The organism is Comamonas jiangduensis, from assembly GCF_030162955.1.
Classification (GTDB): Bacteria; Pseudomonadota; Gammaproteobacteria; order Burkholderiales; family Burkholderiaceae_C; genus Comamonas; species Comamonas jiangduensis.
The window spans coordinates 22,329-38,222 of record NZ_JARXOV010000024.1; the positions used below are offsets into that span (position 1 = coordinate 22,329).

A 15,894-nucleotide genomic window follows, 5' to 3' on the forward strand; every position below is an offset into this window, starting at 1 on the left:
ATCTGACAGAAATCTTTTGTTTGGTGAAAAGTTGTCTTATGACTTTTCTTAATGTGACCAGACTATGCAAATTTGCATAGAGCCATGCGCGCGGACTATGCACCAATGTGGAAGTCGGCGTTGGCAGCCATCGCTTTATATGGGAAAAGTCTAGGTATTTGCCCGGGGTGTCTGTGCAAAATATGCTAGGAATTGGAGCTAAGTGGCAAAGACCTGCGCCGGGTGCGGGGCGCACTCACCTCAACTCAACTCACCGTCCGCCTGGAGCGTGATGGGCCGGGGTAGGTGCGCAGCGCTTAAATCAGGGCCACGCGGCCCAGGCCCATGCGCTGTGCTTGCTCGCATGCTTGCAATGCGCGCTGCACGGCTTGGGCTGGGGTGTCCAGGCCACTGAGGGCAATCACCCCTGCACTGAAGCTCAGGGGTACGGCGCGATCGTCCAGCAGCAGAGGACGCTGGCTGAGTTCTTGCTGCAGGCGGGCCAGTGCCTGGGCAGCCTGGGTGGCCGCTGTGGCAGGAAAGAGGATGACAAACTGCTGCTCGCGGATGCGCCCGATGGCATCTTGCGGGCGCAAGGTGGCGCGCACCAGTCGGGCCAGGTGTACCAGGGCCGCAGCCTTGGCCTGCGGGCCGTTTTCGGCTTCCAGCGCCGCCAGCTGGTCAATGTGCAGCGCGGCCAATGTGATGGGCTGGGCCTGGCGCTGGTTGCGGGAGGCTTCGGTGAGCAGGGCTTCTTGCAGGCCCTGGGCATTGAGCGCGCCGGTCTCCGGGTCGTTGCGGGTGCTGTCTTCCACGCCAAGCAGTGCATGCGAGAGCGCTTCGATTTGCGCTTCCTGGGCTTGCGTTTGCGCCCGCAAATCGGCCAGTTGGGCCTGCACGATGCGGTTTTCTGTGGCCAAAGCGCTGCCTGAGTGCACCACGGCCTGAAGCACGGGGGTTAAGTCCCCCAAATCCTGCGCTTGCTGGATTTGCTGGGCGCAGTTGGTCAGTGCCTGGGCGTGGCTCTCACTGAGCTTGCCCAGGCTGGCCATTTGTTTGGCGTGCTCGGCCAGTAGTGATTTGAGCTGCTCGTGGGCATCGGCGCGGCTGCCTTCAATTTCCAGATGGCGGAACAGCAGACTCTTGAGGTGGGTTTGTATGCGGTCCAGTTGTTGCAGCGTCCACGGCTGTTCCATGGCGGCGGCCAGTGCTTGTGCTTGTTGCTGCAGGGTGGGGTCGTGGGCCGCGAGGGAGGCAATGTGCTCGCCCACCATGCGCAACAGGGCGTGCATGCCCATGCGCCGCTGCGCCTGGTCTTGCGCGGTGAAGGACAGGCGGTAGCTGTAGTTGTGCAGCCTTTGCTCTAGCGTTGCCAAGGGGGGCGGTGCAGTGCGCAAAAAATGCACCAGCTGGTCGGATAGCTCTTGCATGCGCTGGTCTTCTTCACCCAGCGCGGTCACGGTGGTCTCTATCAAGCGTGCCAGTTGTTGTGCCAAGGCGTCCGGCAGCACGTTCACCGTGGTGATGGCGGTGGGCGTCTCTTGGAGCACGGGTGCTTTGGGGGCAATACCCAGATCCAGCTGTGCATAGTCGGCAATGACCGCCTGCAAAGCGGTCCAGTCCTGCGCCTCTACTGCGGTTGAAAAAGCGTGGGCTAAACGTTTTTGAACCGGGGTTTGGGTGGGCAGCACGGTGGCAATACGTCGCAGCGGCGCCAGCGGGAAGCTCACTTGCGGCAGCAAGCTAGCCACCTCTTCGTACACCGCCTGGTAGTTGGCCGGTGTAGGCGCTAAGCGGCGTGTGGCCAGCAGCTTGAGGGTGTCGCGAGCAATATCAGCAGGGGTGCGTGCAGCCACGGGGGAGCCTTACAGAGGGAGACAAAAGATGAAGTTTGGCAGAGTGCTGCACAGTTTGCATGGGGATGGGCGCTGCAATTCGTAGGAGCGCGGAGGTTTGCGCAGGCTGGTGTGGCACCTACAATCGGCGCAATCTGTTGAAAGCCCATGAAGATTCTTATTTCTAACGACGACGGGTATCAGGCACCCGGCATCATCGCGTTACATGATGCCTTGGCTTCCATTGACGGCGTTGCGGTCGAGGTGGTGGCGCCTGAGCACAATAACAGCGCCAAGTCCAATGCGCTGACTTTGCATTCGCCTCTGTATGTACACCGCGCAGCGAACGGTTTTCGCTACGTCAACGGCACGCCCGCAGACTGTGTGCACATTGCCATGACCGGTTTGCTGGGCTACAAGCCAGACTTGGTGGTATCCGGCATCAATAACGGCGCCAATATGGGCGATGACACCATTTACTCCGGTACGGTGGGTGCCGCCATGGAAGGGTTTTTGTTTGGTGTGCCTGCCATCGCTTTCTCGCAAGTGGAGCGCGATTGGGGGGAATTGGCGTCTGCGGCCCAAAAAGCCAAACAGATGGTGCAGCAGATGCGCCAGCAGCATCTGATTGGCAATGCGCCGTGGCTGCTGAATGTGAATATTCCCAATCTCCCTTTGGAGCAGTTGGGCGCGGTGAAGCTGTGCCGCTTGGGGCGCCGTCATTCGGCAGAACCGGTGATTACCCAGATCAGCCCACGCGGTGAAACCATGTACTGGATTGGCAGCGCGGGTGCGGCCAAGGACGAGTCAGAGGGCACCGACTTTTATGCGACCGTGCGCGGACATGTCGCCATGACGCCGTTGAAGGTGGATTTGACGGACCACGATCATTTGGTCTACTGGGCGCAGACCGCGTCCCGTCTGGATGTGGCGGGCCCCTCCAAGGAAGCCGTATGAATCAGCCCAAGCGCTCGGTACCCGGTTGGATTGCAGCCTCGGCAGCCCCCAAACATGTCAACGGACGTGTGGGAGGCGGCGTTGCACCAACGGTGCGCTCTACGCCTGCGCCCGTAGGCTTGGGGTTGGATTCTGTAGCCGTGCGCATGCGTATGGTGCAGCGACTGGCGGCCTCAGGCATTCAGTCGCCAAGCGTGCTGGGTGCGCTGGGGCGTGTAGAGCGTCATTTGTTTGTCGATAGTGCGTTGGTGAACCAAGCCTATGAAGACACCAGTTTGCCCATAGGCTTGCAGCAAACCATCTCTAAGCCCAGCGTGGTGGCCCGCATGATCGAGTTGCTCGAAGGCGCAGAGTGTGTGCGCGCCTCCGGTAAATTGGGGCGTGTGCTGGAGGTTGGTACGGGCTGTGGTTATCAGGCCGCCGTGCTGGCCTGTGTGGCGCAGCAGGTCTATTCCGTGGAGCGTTTGCGCGGCCTGCATGAAAAAGCGAGGAACAATTTGCGCCCTCTGCGACTCACCAATGTGCATCTTTTGTTTGGGGACGGGATGTTGGGCTACGCGCAAGGTGGTCCTTATGCGGGCATCATTTCGGCCGCGGGGGGAGAGTCAGTTCCTCGGGCTTGGTTAGATCAATTGGCAGTGGGAGGGCGCTTGGTGGCTCCCACTGTGAGAAGTACAGGGCAGCAAGCATTGCTGGTGGTTGACAAAACGCCGCATGGATTTACAGAGTCTGTGCTCGAAGCAGTGCACTTTGTCCCTCTAAAATCTGGGATTGCCTGAAAGGGAAATAAATATGTTGTTATCGCGAGGTCTTGGAGCTTTGAGTGCAGTGCTGGTCGCTGGCGGGTTGCTGGCCGGTTGTGCTCAGGTGAACAAGGCGCCCGTCGAAGACCGAGGTGGTTGGGGTTCAGCCTCCACAACTCGTGTAGACCCATCGACGCTGCCCGGCGCAGAAAATGCGGGTAAGCCTGGTTATTACACCGTTCAACCCGGTGACACCTTGATTCGGATTGGCTTGGAGCATGGCCAAAGCTGGAAGGATGTAGCGCGCTGGAGCAATTTGACCAACCCCGATTTGATCGAAGTGGGTCAGGTGGTGCGTGTGGTGCCGCCAGGCGCTGCGGTGGGTGTGCAATCCCAAGGAACACGTCCTGTGGCGTCGACAACGGTGCAGCCTGTGACACTGCCGCCTGCTGGCAGCGCCGCATCAACGCCAGCTACAGCGCCCGTTGCTACAGCACCAACGTCTGCAGAAAGCGCTGCTTCTAGCGCAGGTGGGGATGCCAGTGGCCTGGGTTTTATGTGGCCGGCCTCTGGCGCAGTGATTGCAGGCTTTAATGAGTCGACCAACAAGGGCGTGGACATTGCCGGCAAGGCCGGTGATCCGATTGTGGCTGCAGCAGATGGCCGGGTGGTGTATGCGGGCGCAGGTTTGCGCGGCTATGGCCATCTGGTGATTTTGAAGCACAACAACACCTATTTGACGGCCTATGCCCACAACCAGAAGTTGTTGGTCAAAGAAGACCAGAATGTGAAGAAGGGGCAAAAAATTGCAGAGATGGGCAACACCGATGCGGATCGCGTGAAGCTTCACTTTGAGGTGCGCCGCCAAGGTAAGCCTGTTGATCCTTCGCGCTATTTGCCAGCGCGTTAAGCTTCGCTAAGGTTAGGTCTTTGCGCAAAATGCCCGGTGCGATCCGCGTCGGGCATTTTCTTTTGTGTTTTTGGTGAGGAATGTGCGTGAGTTCAAACGCGTTACCTTTGGATCAGGATGTGCTGCTGGAGTCAGAGGATGCGGCAGAGGTGGAGGCGGGCGCTTTTGCAGTAGAGGTGCGTGAGCTCAAAGCAGGCATGGCGCAGCATGGCACGCGCCTAGATAAAACCCTGGTGGATCTGGTGCCAGAGTTTTCTCGCAGTTATTTGCAGCAACTGCTAGAGCAGGGGGCGGTTCAGCTCAATCACAAGACAGCCACCAAGGCATCTGCCAAGGTAAAGCTGGCAGATGTGATCACCATTGAGATGCGGCCCACCGCACAAAGCCAGTCTTTCAAGCCTGAAGTGATGGCGTTGGATGTGGTCTACGAAGATGCGTATTTGATGGTGGTGAACAAGCCAGCGGGTTTGGTGGTGCATCCAGCACCCGGGAACTGGCAGGGTACTTTGCTCAATGGTTTGCTGGCCCACCATGCTGGAGCAGCGATGGTGCCCAGGGCAGGGATTGTGCACCGCTTGGACAAGGACACCAGTGGTTTGATGGTGGTTGCCAAAGATCGTTCCACCATGGATGCGCTGGTAGCGCTGATTGCGCGACGTGACGTCAGTCGCCGTTATCTGGCATTGGCGCACAAGCCTTGGAAAGGCGCGGAGCTGCAAAAAGTGGATGCACCGATTGGACGGGATCCACGAAATCGTTTGCGCATGGCCGTAGTGGATTTGGCGCAGCATGCTGGTAAAGAGGCGCGTACAGACATTACGTGTTGGGACACCACCTCTGCGCATTGCTTGGTGCATTGCAAGCTGCATACAGGGCGGACACATCAGATCCGGGTGCATATGCTTTCTTTGGGGCATCCCTTGGTCGCAGATGCGTTGTACGGCGGTGCTCCTGCGGGTGATATGCAGCGACAGGCATTGCATGCATTTCGTCTGTCGTTTGTGCACCCCGTGACAGCTGAGGTGTTGGAGTTGGCTGCTGAGCCACCGGAAGATTTCCTGTGCGCCATCGAAAAATTGGGCCTGCGCTACAATCCGCATTAAATCAAGGCGCTTGAGTATTTGCGCCTTATCGTTGGTGTACTTGCCCGTGAGGGTCCGGTCCATCTGTCTTTACACCTCCCTTCCTTGAGCGAGGCTTGCGTCAAAACCATGAATTCGGTTGATGCCAAACGGGTCCTAGAAACTGCCTTAATTTGTGCGCAGCAGCCTTTGTCGCTGCGGGAATTGCGTGCGTTATTTGACGGTAATCTGGGGGCGGATACGCTGAAGGACTTGCTGCTGGCTTTGCAGCAAGACTGGATGGGGCGTGGCGTGGAACTGGTGCAAGTGGCGTCTGGATGGCGCTTCCAAAGCCGTCCCGAAATGCGTGCCTATCTTGACAAGTTGCATCCGGAAAAACCTCCGCGTTACAGCCGTGCGGTGCTCGAAACTTTGGCCATCATTGCTTATCGCCAACCAGTGACACGTGGTGATATCGAGGATATTCGAGGTGTGACGGTCAATAGTTTGATCATCAAACAACTGGAAGACCGCGGCTGGATTGAGGAAATTGGCCATCGTGAGACAGTAGGGCGTCCGGCCCTGCTTGCCACGACTCGCCAGTTCTTGGATGACTTGGGTTTGAAGTCGCTGGCAGAGCTGCCCATGCTGGACGAGCCGGAAGCGCAAGCCACGCTGTTTAGTGCGTTGGAAGATGATGCCGATGCCGACGGCGCAGCGGCTGCTGAAGATGATGCAAAAGTCGCAGATCAGTTGCCGGAACCGGTAGATGACTTGTTTGCGGAACCTGCGTTGCCCATGGATCAAGTCTTTGTGCCAGTGATTCATGTGACGCCAGACGCGGTGTCAACACCTGTTGAAGCGGTATCGCAGAAGCCGACCCCAGAAATACCCGAAGGCGATAGCACCAAAGCCTAAGCGCTTGGCGTACACCGCCAATGTGAATGAATAAATGAAAGCGTCTTGCCACTAGGAATGGGCGGGCGCGGAAACGGAAGAACCATGACCAAAGAAAACAAGCCTGTGCGCCGTGCGCCTGGTAGTGCTGCTCGCAAGCCTCAAGTCGCCCGCACTACAGCGTCCGCCTTGGCCCACGCAACAACGGTGCCTGCGCAAGACATGATGGAGCTACTGGGTGCTGATGAAGGCTACGACTTTGATGCTGTAATTTCTGGCGAGTTGGATGCCGCTGAAGAGCTGCCCGAAGCCGTCCCAGCCAAGCGTGTACTACAGCCCGAACTGGAGTCGCCCAAGTTGCATAAGGTACTGGCGCAAGCCGGTCTGGGCTCGCGTCTAGAGGTGGAGCGCTGGATTGGTGCAGGGCGCATCACTGTGAACAACGAGTTGGCGCATGTGGGTCAGCGCATTCAGTTGGGCGATAGCATCAAGGTGGATGGCAAACCGGTGAAGGTGCGTATTGATCCGCCTGCCGTGCGTGTTTTGGCCTACCACAAGCCATCAGGCGAAGTGGTGACGCTGGATGATCCGCAAAACCGACCCACGGTGTTTCGGCGCCTGCCCAAGCTGCACAACGGCAAGTGGCAGTCGGTTGGCCGTCTGGACTTGAATACCGAAGGTTTGCTGCTGTTCACGAGTTCCGGCACGTTGGCCAACAACCTGATGCACCCCCGCTTTGGCTTGGAGCGCGAGTACGCCGTGCGTGTATTGGGCGCTTTGACCAAGGAAGAAAAGCAGTTGCTGACCACAGGTGTGCAACTCGAAGACGGCGAAGCCGCTTTTGGTTCCATCGAGGACGGCGGAGGCGATGGTGCCAACGTGTGGTACCGCGTGACCATCTCTGAAGGGCGTAATCGCGAAGTGCGCCGCATGTTTGAGTCGGTGGGGCGTGCGGTCAGTCGCCTGATTCGTATCCGTTACGGTGCTATGCAACTGCCCCGTGGTTTGCGCCGTGGCGCGTGGATGGAGTTGGATGAGAAGGACGTGCAAGCCTTGATCCAAGCCTCTGGCGTGGCCATGCCCCAGTCCAAGCGTGCTGCGCCGACGCAAAACATGCGCCGTGAATCGGATCGTGCTGGTTCGCGCAACAAGGCACGTGTGAATGCGGCGGAGGAAGAGCGCTTCCTGCGCGCGCGTCGCAAGACCAAGGGTGGCCCCAAGCGCACCAGCAACAATGACTATCAACTGCCTAGCGCGCAGCCTGATCCCATGAAAACCTCGGTCGGCTATATCGGTAGTGACAGTTTGGCGCGAGTCCGCGCTGAGCAAAAACGCAAGCCAGCGGGGCGCCGCAGCGGGCGTTAAGCAGGCAAGGGCGCTTGGCAAGCAGTTTCAAGGGTTGTCAGCGCCCCGTTAGAATCAAGGGTTTTGCCGGTTTGGCAAAAAATTATTCCCTTTTGACTAGGAAAACCCAATGGCAATCGAACGCACACTCTCCATCATCAAGCCCGACGCAGTTGCAAAGAACGTGATCGGCCAAATCTACAGCCGTTTCGAAAACGCTGGCCTGAAGATCGCTGCTGCCAAGCTGGTGCACCTGTCGCAAGCTGAAGCTGAACAGTTCTACGCTGTGCACAAAGAGCGTCCTTTCTTCAAGGACCTGGTGAGCTTCATGGTTTCCGGCCCTGTGATGATTCAAGTGCTGGAAGGCGAAGGCGCCATCTTGAAGAATCGCGAGCTGATGGGCGCTACCGATCCTAAGAAGGCAGAAGCTGGCACCATCCGCGCTGACTTCGCTGACAGCATCGACGCCAACGCCGTGCACGGCTCCGACGCTGCTGAAACAGCGGCTGTGGAAATCGCTTTCTTCTTCCCTGGCATGAACGTTTACGCACGTTAATTCCATGAATCCCATGCTGGCCGTGCTTGCTGTAACGGCAGCACCCCCGCATGGGAGTGTTGCCCTGTAAGTGGTCTGGGGTAATACATATGACCACCACCAATCTTTTGAATTTTGACCTTCAGGGGCTGACTGCATATTGCGAGTCGCTGGGGGAAAAGCGTTTTCGCGCCACGCAGCTGTACCGCTGGATTCACCAGCGCGGAGCCAGTGATTTTGACCAGATGACCGATTTGGCCAAGTCCCTGCGCGAAAAACTCAAGGGCCAAGCCCAGATCGTGGGTTTGCCCGTGATCACCCAGCATATTTCTCAAGACGGCACGATCAAGTGGCTGTTTGATGTGGGTGATGGCAACGCCGTGGAATCGGTGTTCATCCCGGAAGACGATCGCGGCACTTTGTGTGTCTCTTCGCAAGCAGGTTGTGCCGTGGGATGCCGCTTTTGTTCCACAGGGCATCAAGGCTTTAGCCGCAACCTGACAACGGGCGAAATTTTGGCCCAGCTGTGGTTTGCGGAGCACTTCTTGCGCAAGCATCTCCATACCGAAGAGCGTGTCATCACTAACGTGGTGATGATGGGCATGGGCGAGCCCCTGCAGAACTACTCCGCACTGGTGCCCGCGCTGCGCACCATGCTGGATGACCATGCTTATGGGCTCTCGCGCCGTCGCGTGACCGTGTCGACCTCGGGTGTCGTGCCCATGATGGATCGTTTGTCACAAGACTGTGCTGTGGCGCTGGCTGTCTCGCTGCACGCCCCCAACGATCCCTTGCGCGAAAATTTGGTGCCACTGAATAAAAAATATCCGCTCGATGAACTGATGCAAGCTTGCATTCGTTATCTGGAGTTTGCACCGCGCGATTTCATTACCTTCGAGTACTGCATGCTCGATGGCGTTAATGACCAGCCTGAGCATGCGCAGCAGTTGATTGAGTTGATTCGCAAGCACGGCAAGGGCAAGCCTTGGTGCAAATTGAATTTGATCCCGTTCAATCCATTCCCTGCTTCGGGTTTGTTACGCTCATCGAATGCTGCAGTAGCAGCTTTTGCCAAGACGCTCAGCGACGCAGGCATTGTGACCACGGTGCGCAAAACCCGTGGAGATGATATTGATGCGGCATGTGGACAGCTGGCCGGTGACGTGAAAGACCGTACCCGTGCAGCAGAACGCATGGCAAAGCAACGTACCATACCGCTGACGCCTATCTCCTAACGGTTCTATCTATAGCAAGGATGTGCATGCCAACACCATTCGGTCCCATGAAGCAGTTATTGAGCAAAGCCCGTTGGGCTATGGGTGGGGTGGTAGCGGCATGCGTGCTGGCGGGTTGTGCAGCCACAGGAAGCACTGTGGCGCCAGAAGCGATTCCCGGATCGGCTGCCGAAGTGGAAGTGCATCGACTGGCCAAAACACGTTTGCAATTGGCAGCCTTGCACTTTGAAGAGGGGCGTGCGGAAGTGGCTTTGGGTGAGGTGGCACAGGCCTTGCAGGCATATCCCCGCTATGTGGATGCCTATAACCTCAAAGGCTGGATTCACATGAGCCTGCAAGACTACAAAGCTGCCAATGAAAGCTTTGTGCAAGCGCTGGCATTGCGTCCCGGAGACGCAGACACACTGTACAACCTGGGCTGGCTGCAGTGCCAACAAAAACAATTCACCTTGGCGGATCGCAATCTGGATGCTGCGCTGCAAGCGCCTCGCACCAGCGGGCAATCGGTCGCGCGGATTTGGCTGGCCAAAGGGGTGTGCTTGCAACAGGCGGGCAAGCCAGGGGATGCGCTGCATGCCTTGGAAAAGGCGCACGAAATAGAGCCGGGTAGCCCGGCAGTTGCCTACAATTTTGCCAATGCATTGCACGCCCGAGGAGATACCGAGCGTGCGCGTTTTTATGTGCGCCGTATCAATAACGGGCAGTGGGCTTCTGCGCCATCGCTTTGGTTGGGAATCAAGGTAGAGCGCAGCCTGGGTGACCGGGTTGCCATGCGGCAGTTGGCAGATCAATTACATAAGCGATTCCCTGATTCCAAGGAATGGCAACGGTTTGAGCAGGGAGCTTTTGATGACTGAGGTGGTAGTGGATAGCGCGGATCAACAAAGCAGTAACAACACAGCAACGCAGCCTGTCATCGGTGGGGCGGGGCGGCTGCTGCGGCAAGCGCGCGAGCAGCAGCAAATGTCGATGCAGGCGCTGGCATCAACGCTGAAAGTTCCTGTCTACAAGCTGCAGGCTTTGGAAGAAGACCGTTGGGATGTGCTGACGGACTCTGTGTTTACCCGCTCTTTGGCGTTGAGTGTGTGCCGTTTGCTGCACATTCCCGCGGAGCCTGTACTGGCTGGTTTGCCCAAGCACGAGGCAGCCAAGTTGGCATCCAATCCAGAAGGCATTAACGCGCCTTTTAAAGAAAAGACCTTGCGCTCTTTGATGTCGTCGTCACAAGACAGTGGCTCTAGCAATGCGGTCAAAGTGGTGGCCGCGCTGCTGATTGCCGTGGCTGGCGGGGCAGGTTTGTACTTTGTACCCCAATGGCAAGCGGCGGAAGAGGCGCAAGCTGCTGCCGCTCCCGGCGAAGCTGCAACGGACGAACCCCTTTTTATGCCTCAGTTGCAAACAGAGCCTGAGACACCTGTGGCGGAGCCCTCAGAGGCCAAGTCCGAGAGTGTGACTGCGGTAACTGCTGCTTCTGCAGCAGTGGATGCCACTGCGAACCCACCTGCAGCGGTGACAGCTGCGGCTGAAGCAGCCCAAGCGGTGGCTGCAGCGCCAGAGCCTGCGTCCAAACCCGCAGTGACGGTGAATGGCCGCGTGCTGCGCTTTGCCGCCACAGGCGAGTCCTGGGTGCAAGTGCGCGATGCCCAGCAGCAAGTGGTGATGGAAAAAATGTTGAAGGCCGGTGATGTCTACCAAGAGGCAGCTGCGGGTCGACCTCTTCAGATTGTGGTGGGCAATGCCAGTGCCACAACGCTGGAGATTGATGGTGTCGCAACGGATTTGACCGCTTCGGCCAAAAACAATGTGGCCCGATTTGAGGTGAAGTAACAAGTGTCTGACAACACATTCCAAGCGTCGCCCATCGCGATCGCTGCCCCGCTGCCTCGCCGCAGCCGCCAGGCCCGCGTGGTGTGGCGCAACAACGTGGTCACCGTGGGGGGCGATGCCCCTGTGCGCGTGCAGTCCATGACCAACACCGACACGGTGGATGCCATCGGCACAGCGATTCAGGTCAAAGAGCTGGCACAGGCTGGCTCGGAGATGGTGCGCATCACGGTGAACACGCCCGAGGCGGCCGCTGCCGTGCCCTACATCCGTGAGCAGCTGGACCGCATGGGTGAGTACGTGCCGCTGGTGGGCGACTTCCACTACAACGGCCACCGCCTGCTGACCGATTACCCCGCCTGTGCCGAAGCGCTGTCCAAGTACCGCATCAACCCCGGCAACGTGGGCAAGGGCGAGAAGAAGGACAAGCAGTTCGGCCAGATGATCGAGATCGCCGCCAAATACGACAAGGCGGTGCGCATCGGCGTGAACTGGGGCTCGCTGGACCAGGAAATCATGGCCGAGCTGATGGATGCCAACAGCCAGCGTGCCCAGCCTTGGGAAACGCGCCAGGTCATGTACGAGGCGCTGATCACCTCGGCCATCACCTCGGCCAAGCTGGCCCAGAACATCGGCCTGAACCCCGACAACATCATCCTGTCGTGCAAGGTCAGCGGGGTGCAGGATCTGATTGCCGTGTACCGCGAGCTGGCGCGCCGCTGCGACTACGCGCTGCACCTGGGCCTGACCGAAGCGGGCATGGGCACCAAGGGCACGGTGGCATCGACCGCTGCACTGGCCGTGCTGCTGCAAGAAGGCATCGGCGACACCATCCGCGTCTCGCTCACGCCCCAGCCGGGCGAAGCGCGCACGCAAGAGGTGGTGGTGGCCTCGGAGATTTTGCAGTCCTTGGGCCTGCGCGTGTTTGTGCCCAGCGTGACGGCCTGCCCCGGTTGCGGCCGCACCACCAGTACCACCTTCCAGGAGCTGGCCAAGCAGATCGACGGCTACCTGCGCGGCCAGATGCCTGTGTGGCGCATGAAGTACCCGGGCGTGGAAGCCATGAAGGTGGCCGTCATGGGCTGCATTGTTAACGGCCCGGGCGAGAGCAAGCATGCCGACATCGGCATCAGCCTGCCGGGCAACGGCGAGGCGCCCGCTGCGCCGGTGTTCATTGATGGCGAGAAGGCCATGACGCTGCGCGGCGAAGGCATTGCCACCGAGTTCCAAGAGATTGTGGAATCGTATGTGCAGCGCCGTTGGGGTGCGGGTGCTTGAATAAAACAATAGCTTTCAGCGTACGTGTTCAAATACTTTCCAGTATAAAAGTGTTTGAAAACCGCGCTGAACCAGCGCAAGCAGCTCTTCTTTTTGAATGGCTGCATTTTTGGTGAGATTTCTGAAGTGGCAAAGACCGACAAACTTTCCGCCGTCAAAGGCATGAACGACATCCTTCCCGGCGAGTCCGCCCGCTGGGAGTGGCTGGAAGCGCAAGTGCGCGATCTGATGGGGCGCTTTGCCTACCGCAACGTGCGCACACCCATCGTCGAACATACGCAGCTGTTTGTGCGCGGCATTGGCGAGGTGACGGACATTGTCGAGAAGGAGATGTACTCCTTCGAAGACAAGCTCAACGGCGAGCGCCTGACGCTGCGCCCCGAAGGCACGGCCAGTCTGGTGCGCGCCACCATCGAGAACAATCTGCTGTACGACGGCGGCAAGCGCATGTGGTACATCGGCCCCATGTTCCGCCACGAGCGTCCGCAGCGCGGCCGCTACCGCCAGTTCCACCAGATCGGTGCCGAGGCCCTGGGCTTTGCCGGCCCCGACGTAGACGCCGAGCTGATCCTGCTGGCCGTGGCCCTGTGGAAGCGCTTGGGCTTGACCCAGTGGCGCCTGGAAATCAACAGCCTGGGCCAGCCCGAGGAGCGCAAGGCCCACCGCGAGGCGCTGATTGCCTACCTGGAGCAGCACACCGACGTCATGGACGAAGAGGCCAAGCGCCGCATGTACAGCAACCCGCTGCGCGTGTTGGACACCAAGAACCCGGCCATGCAGGAGATGGTGAATGCCGCCCCCAAGCTGCTGGACTACCTGGGCGAGGCCTCGCTGGCGCACTTTGACGGCCTGAAGGCCATCCTGGACGCGAATGGCGTGCCCTGGACGGCCAACCCCCGTTTGGTGCGCGGCCTGGACTACTACAACCTCAGCGTGTTCGAGTTCGTGACCGACCTGCTGGGCTCGCAAGGCACCATCTGCGCCGGCGGTCGCTACGACTACCTGATCGAGCAGGTCGGCGGCAAGCCGGCCCCCGCCGTGGGTTGGGCCCTGGGCGTAGAGCGCGTGCTGGAGCTGGTGAAGGAGTTGGGAACTGACATTCCGCAGCCCGTGCTGGATGCTTACGCCATCGTGCCTGATGTGGCCGCCATGCCCGTGGTGCTGCGCACGCTGACCCAATTGCGTGAAGCAGGCGTGTGCGTCCAAATGCACACGGCGGGAGCGGAAGGCATGGGCTCCATGAAGTCGCAATTCAAGAAAGCGGACGCCTCGGGCGCGCACTTTGCGCTGATTTTTGGCGCCGATGAACTTGCTCAGGGCAAGGTGACGGTCAAGTCGCTGCGCGACGGGCAAGGTGGTGCACAAGTGCTGCAATCGCTGGATGCAGTGGCCATTTGGGCGCACACCCTACAATCGAACGCTTAATTTGTAACGACACCAGATATGGCAACGCATCTCGACCTCGAAGAACAAGAGCAACTTGATCAGATCAAGCACTTCTGGAACAAGTGGGGCACCCCCATCACCGGCGTTGCCGTGGTGGTGATGGCTGGCTTTGCCGGATGGAACGGCTGGCAGTTCTGGCAGCAGCGCCAGGCGCTGCAAGCATCGGCGCTGGCCGATGTGGTGGCCGTGGCTGTGGAAAGCGGCGATCAAGCCCGCGTAGCCCAGGCTTTTGATGCCGTGAAGGCTGATTACAAGGGCACATTGCAGGCGGGGCATGCCGCTTTGCTGGTGGCGCAATCTGCAGTGAATACCGGCAAGCTGGACGAGGCCAAGTCTGCTTTGCAGTGGGCGATAGACAACACCAAGGATGAGGGCTACCAGGCCACGGCCAAGCTGCGGCTTGCGGCGGTGCTGATGGAGGAAAAAGACCTGGATGCTGCGGCGGCATTGCTGCGCTCCAGCTTTCCTGTGGAATTCAAGGGCTTGGCAGCCGATCGGCTGGGCGATGTGCTGCAGTTGCAAGGTAAGAACAATGAAGCGGTCACTGCCTACCAAGAGGCATGGAAGCTGCTTGATCCCCAAGTGGATTACCGCGCGTTGGTGGGCTTTAAGCTCAACGCATTGGGTGTAGCAACTTCGGAAACTGGCTCGGCGAATTCGACGGAGACGACTAAGTGAATCACACCGCACAACAACATCAAGGTTCTCGTTTTTGGATTACTGCTCAACGTACCGTGCTGGCTGCAGCTTTGGCGACAGCTTTGGGCGGTTGTGCGTGGTTTGGCTCTAGCAAGGCGCCCAAGCCTGCAGATCTGGGCCCTAATGTGGTGAACTTGCCAGTGCGCCAAGCTTGGCAACTTAGCATTCCTGCGGTCAAAGACGCCAACATCCGCGCCCAAGTGCAGGGCGACAATGTGGTGGTGGCATCTGCAGATGGCACGGTAGTGAGTGTGAATGCTGCCAATGGTCGTGAAAACTGGCGCGCCCAAGCAGGCAAGGGGCTGCAAACCGGTGTAGGCGCAGATGGTCGTATGGCAGCGGTAGTGACAACGGGCAATGAGCTGGTCATGCTGGATGCTGGCAGCAAGTTGTGGAGCAAAACGCTGAGCGCTTCTGCGTTTACAGCGCCGTTGGTCGCGGGTGGACGTGTATTTGTGCTGACGGCAGACCGCGCTGTGTCTGCCTTTGATGCCCAAAATGGTGCGCATCTGTGGACGCAGCGCCGCGATGGCGAGCCCTTGGTATTGCGCCAGCAAGGGGTGCTGATGCCTTACGGCAATACGCTGCTGGCCGGCTTGTCGGGGCGTCTGGTGGCTTTTAACCCTGATAACGGCAATGTGCAGTGGGAAGCGCCTTTGGCATCGCCACGCGGCACCAATGATGTGGAGCGCTTGGTGGATTTGGTTGGCCCAGCCGCTCGCGTCGGTAATGTGATTTGTGCACGCGCTTTCCAATCTTCGGTGGGCTGTGTGGATGCGAATGCAGGGCGTACCGGTTGGGCGCAAACTGCCAAGGGAGCAGTGGGAATTGCTGCTGATGCAGAGTACGTGTTTGGAGCCGAAAGTAACGGCATCGTCCAAGCTTGGAATATGGCTGATGGTGAGAAGCGTTGGTCGGTAGATCGTTTCCAGCACCGCAAGTTGACCGCACCTTTGGTGCTGGGTCGCGCGGTGGTGACAGCCGACGAGTCGGGTTTGGTGCACCTGCTGTCCAAAAAGGACGGCTCGCACTTGAATCGACTCACAACAGATAGCACTGGTGTAGCTGTGGCACCAGTAGTGGCCGCCGATACCTTGGTGGTCGTGACACGGGGTGGTGGCATTTACGGCTTCCGCCCGGATTGACAAAAA

At 58.9% G+C, this 15,894-nt stretch carries 15 protein-coding genes; 14 read left to right on the forward strand and 1 reads right to left on the reverse strand.

Features of this window, described 5'->3' with window-relative positions:
• Positions 1–296: 296 nt before the first annotated feature.
• Positions 297–1,835: a GGDEF domain-containing protein gene (locus QEP12_RS15995; RefSeq protein ID WP_284214886.1), complete on the reverse strand. Its 1,539-nt coding sequence runs from the start codon at positions 1,833–1,835 to the stop codon at positions 297–299.
• A 147-nt stretch (positions 1,836–1,982) separates the two neighbouring features.
• On the opposite strand from QEP12_RS15995, the gene surE reads away from it, so the two are divergent.
• The 14 genes from surE to bamB all read left to right on the forward strand — a co-directional run bounded on the left by surE (position 1,983) and on the right by bamB (position 15,888).
• Complete coding sequence (gene surE, locus QEP12_RS16000; RefSeq protein ID WP_174862611.1) at positions 1,983–2,771, forward strand: 5'/3'-nucleotidase SurE; 789 nt, start codon at positions 1,983–1,985, stop codon at positions 2,769–2,771.
• Positions 2,768–3,550: a protein-L-isoaspartate(D-aspartate) O-methyltransferase gene (locus QEP12_RS16005; protein ID WP_174862610.1), complete on the forward strand. Its 783-nt coding sequence runs from the start codon at positions 2,768–2,770 to the stop codon at positions 3,548–3,550. Before surE ends, QEP12_RS16005 begins: the two co-directional genes overlap by 4 nt.
• Positions 3,551–3,563: 13 nt before the next feature.
• Complete coding sequence (locus QEP12_RS16010; RefSeq protein WP_284214887.1) at positions 3,564–4,424, forward strand: peptidoglycan DD-metalloendopeptidase family protein; 861 nt, start codon at positions 3,564–3,566, stop codon at positions 4,422–4,424.
• An 80-nt stretch (positions 4,425–4,504) separates the two neighbouring features.
• Positions 4,505–5,527 (forward strand): RluA family pseudouridine synthase, encoded by a 1,023-nt coding sequence (locus QEP12_RS16015; RefSeq protein WP_174862608.1) that lies wholly within the window; start codon positions 4,505–4,507, stop codon positions 5,525–5,527.
• Positions 5,528–5,635: 108 nt separating this feature from the next.
• Entirely contained in the window at positions 5,636–6,403 is a 768-nt protein-coding gene (gene scpB / locus QEP12_RS16020; protein ID WP_174862612.1) for an SMC-Scp complex subunit ScpB, read from the forward strand.
• Between the two features lie 84 nt (positions 6,404–6,487).
• The gene (rluB, locus tag QEP12_RS16025) at positions 6,488–7,747 is read left to right on the forward strand and encodes a 23S rRNA pseudouridine(2605) synthase RluB (RefSeq protein ID WP_284214888.1); all 1,260 of its coding nucleotides are present in this window, start codon (positions 6,488–6,490) and stop codon (positions 7,745–7,747) included.
• Between the two features lie 109 nt (positions 7,748–7,856).
• Entirely contained in the window at positions 7,857–8,282 is a 426-nt protein-coding gene (gene ndk / locus QEP12_RS16030; protein WP_174862607.1) for a nucleoside-diphosphate kinase, read from the forward strand.
• 89 nt (positions 8,283–8,371) lie between these two features.
• Positions 8,372–9,496, forward strand: a complete 1,125-nt coding sequence (gene rlmN, locus QEP12_RS16035; protein ID WP_284214889.1) for a dual-specificity RNA methyltransferase RlmN — start codon at positions 8,372–8,374, stop codon at positions 9,494–9,496.
• A 47-nt stretch (positions 9,497–9,543) separates the two neighbouring features.
• A complete protein-coding gene (locus tag QEP12_RS16040) occupies positions 9,544–10,353 on the forward strand; it encodes a tetratricopeptide repeat protein (RefSeq protein ID WP_284214890.1) in 810 nt (269 codons plus the stop codon).
• Complete coding sequence (locus QEP12_RS16045) at positions 10,346–11,323, forward strand: helix-turn-helix domain-containing protein (RefSeq protein WP_174862604.1); 978 nt, start codon at positions 10,346–10,348, stop codon at positions 11,321–11,323. Before QEP12_RS16040 ends, QEP12_RS16045 begins: the two co-directional genes overlap by 8 nt.
• Before the next feature lie 3 nt (positions 11,324–11,326).
• On the forward strand, positions 11,327–12,598 hold the full coding sequence (ispG, locus tag QEP12_RS16050; RefSeq protein ID WP_284214891.1) for a flavodoxin-dependent (E)-4-hydroxy-3-methylbut-2-enyl-diphosphate synthase: 1,272 nt from the start codon (positions 11,327–11,329) through the stop codon (positions 12,596–12,598).
• A gap of 126 nt (positions 12,599–12,724) precedes the next feature.
• Positions 12,725–14,023 (forward strand): histidine--tRNA ligase, encoded by a 1,299-nt coding sequence (gene hisS, locus QEP12_RS16055; protein ID WP_284214892.1) that lies wholly within the window; start codon positions 12,725–12,727, stop codon positions 14,021–14,023.
• 18 nt (positions 14,024–14,041) lie between these two features.
• On the forward strand, positions 14,042–14,722 hold the full coding sequence (locus tag QEP12_RS16060) for a YfgM family protein (protein ID WP_284214893.1): 681 nt from the start codon (positions 14,042–14,044) through the stop codon (positions 14,720–14,722).
• Entirely contained in the window at positions 14,719–15,888 is a 1,170-nt protein-coding gene (bamB, locus tag QEP12_RS16065) for an outer membrane protein assembly factor BamB (protein WP_246254020.1), read from the forward strand. The genes QEP12_RS16060 and bamB overlap by 4 nt, the downstream gene beginning before the upstream one ends.
• Positions 15,889–15,894: the final 6 nt, after the last annotated feature.

Coding starts and splice junctions, on each gene's coding strand:
- rluB (WP_284214888.1), top strand. CDS start 6,488: ATGACCAAAGAAAACAAGCCTGTGCGCCGTGCGCCTGGTAGTGCTGCT.
- QEP12_RS16015 (WP_174862608.1), top strand. CDS start 4,505: ATGTGCGTGAGTTCAAACGCGTTACCTTTGGATCAGGATGTGCTGCTG.
- QEP12_RS16060 (WP_284214893.1), top strand. CDS start 14,042: ATGGCAACGCATCTCGACCTCGAAGAACAAGAGCAACTTGATCAGATC.
- QEP12_RS16010 (WP_284214887.1), top strand. CDS start 3,564: ATGTTGTTATCGCGAGGTCTTGGAGCTTTGAGTGCAGTGCTGGTCGCT.
- QEP12_RS16005 (WP_174862610.1), top strand. CDS start 2,768: ATGAATCAGCCCAAGCGCTCGGTACCCGGTTGGATTGCAGCCTCGGCA.
- scpB (WP_174862612.1), top strand. CDS start 5,636: ATGAATTCGGTTGATGCCAAACGGGTCCTAGAAACTGCCTTAATTTGT.
- QEP12_RS16040 (WP_284214890.1), top strand. CDS start 9,544: ATGAAGCAGTTATTGAGCAAAGCCCGTTGGGCTATGGGTGGGGTGGTA.
- ndk (WP_174862607.1), top strand. CDS start 7,857: ATGGCAATCGAACGCACACTCTCCATCATCAAGCCCGACGCAGTTGCA.
- QEP12_RS16045 (WP_174862604.1), top strand. CDS start 10,346: ATGACTGAGGTGGTAGTGGATAGCGCGGATCAACAAAGCAGTAACAAC.
- surE (WP_174862611.1), top strand. CDS start 1,983: ATGAAGATTCTTATTTCTAACGACGACGGGTATCAGGCACCCGGCATC.
- rlmN (WP_284214889.1), top strand. CDS start 8,372: ATGACCACCACCAATCTTTTGAATTTTGACCTTCAGGGGCTGACTGCA.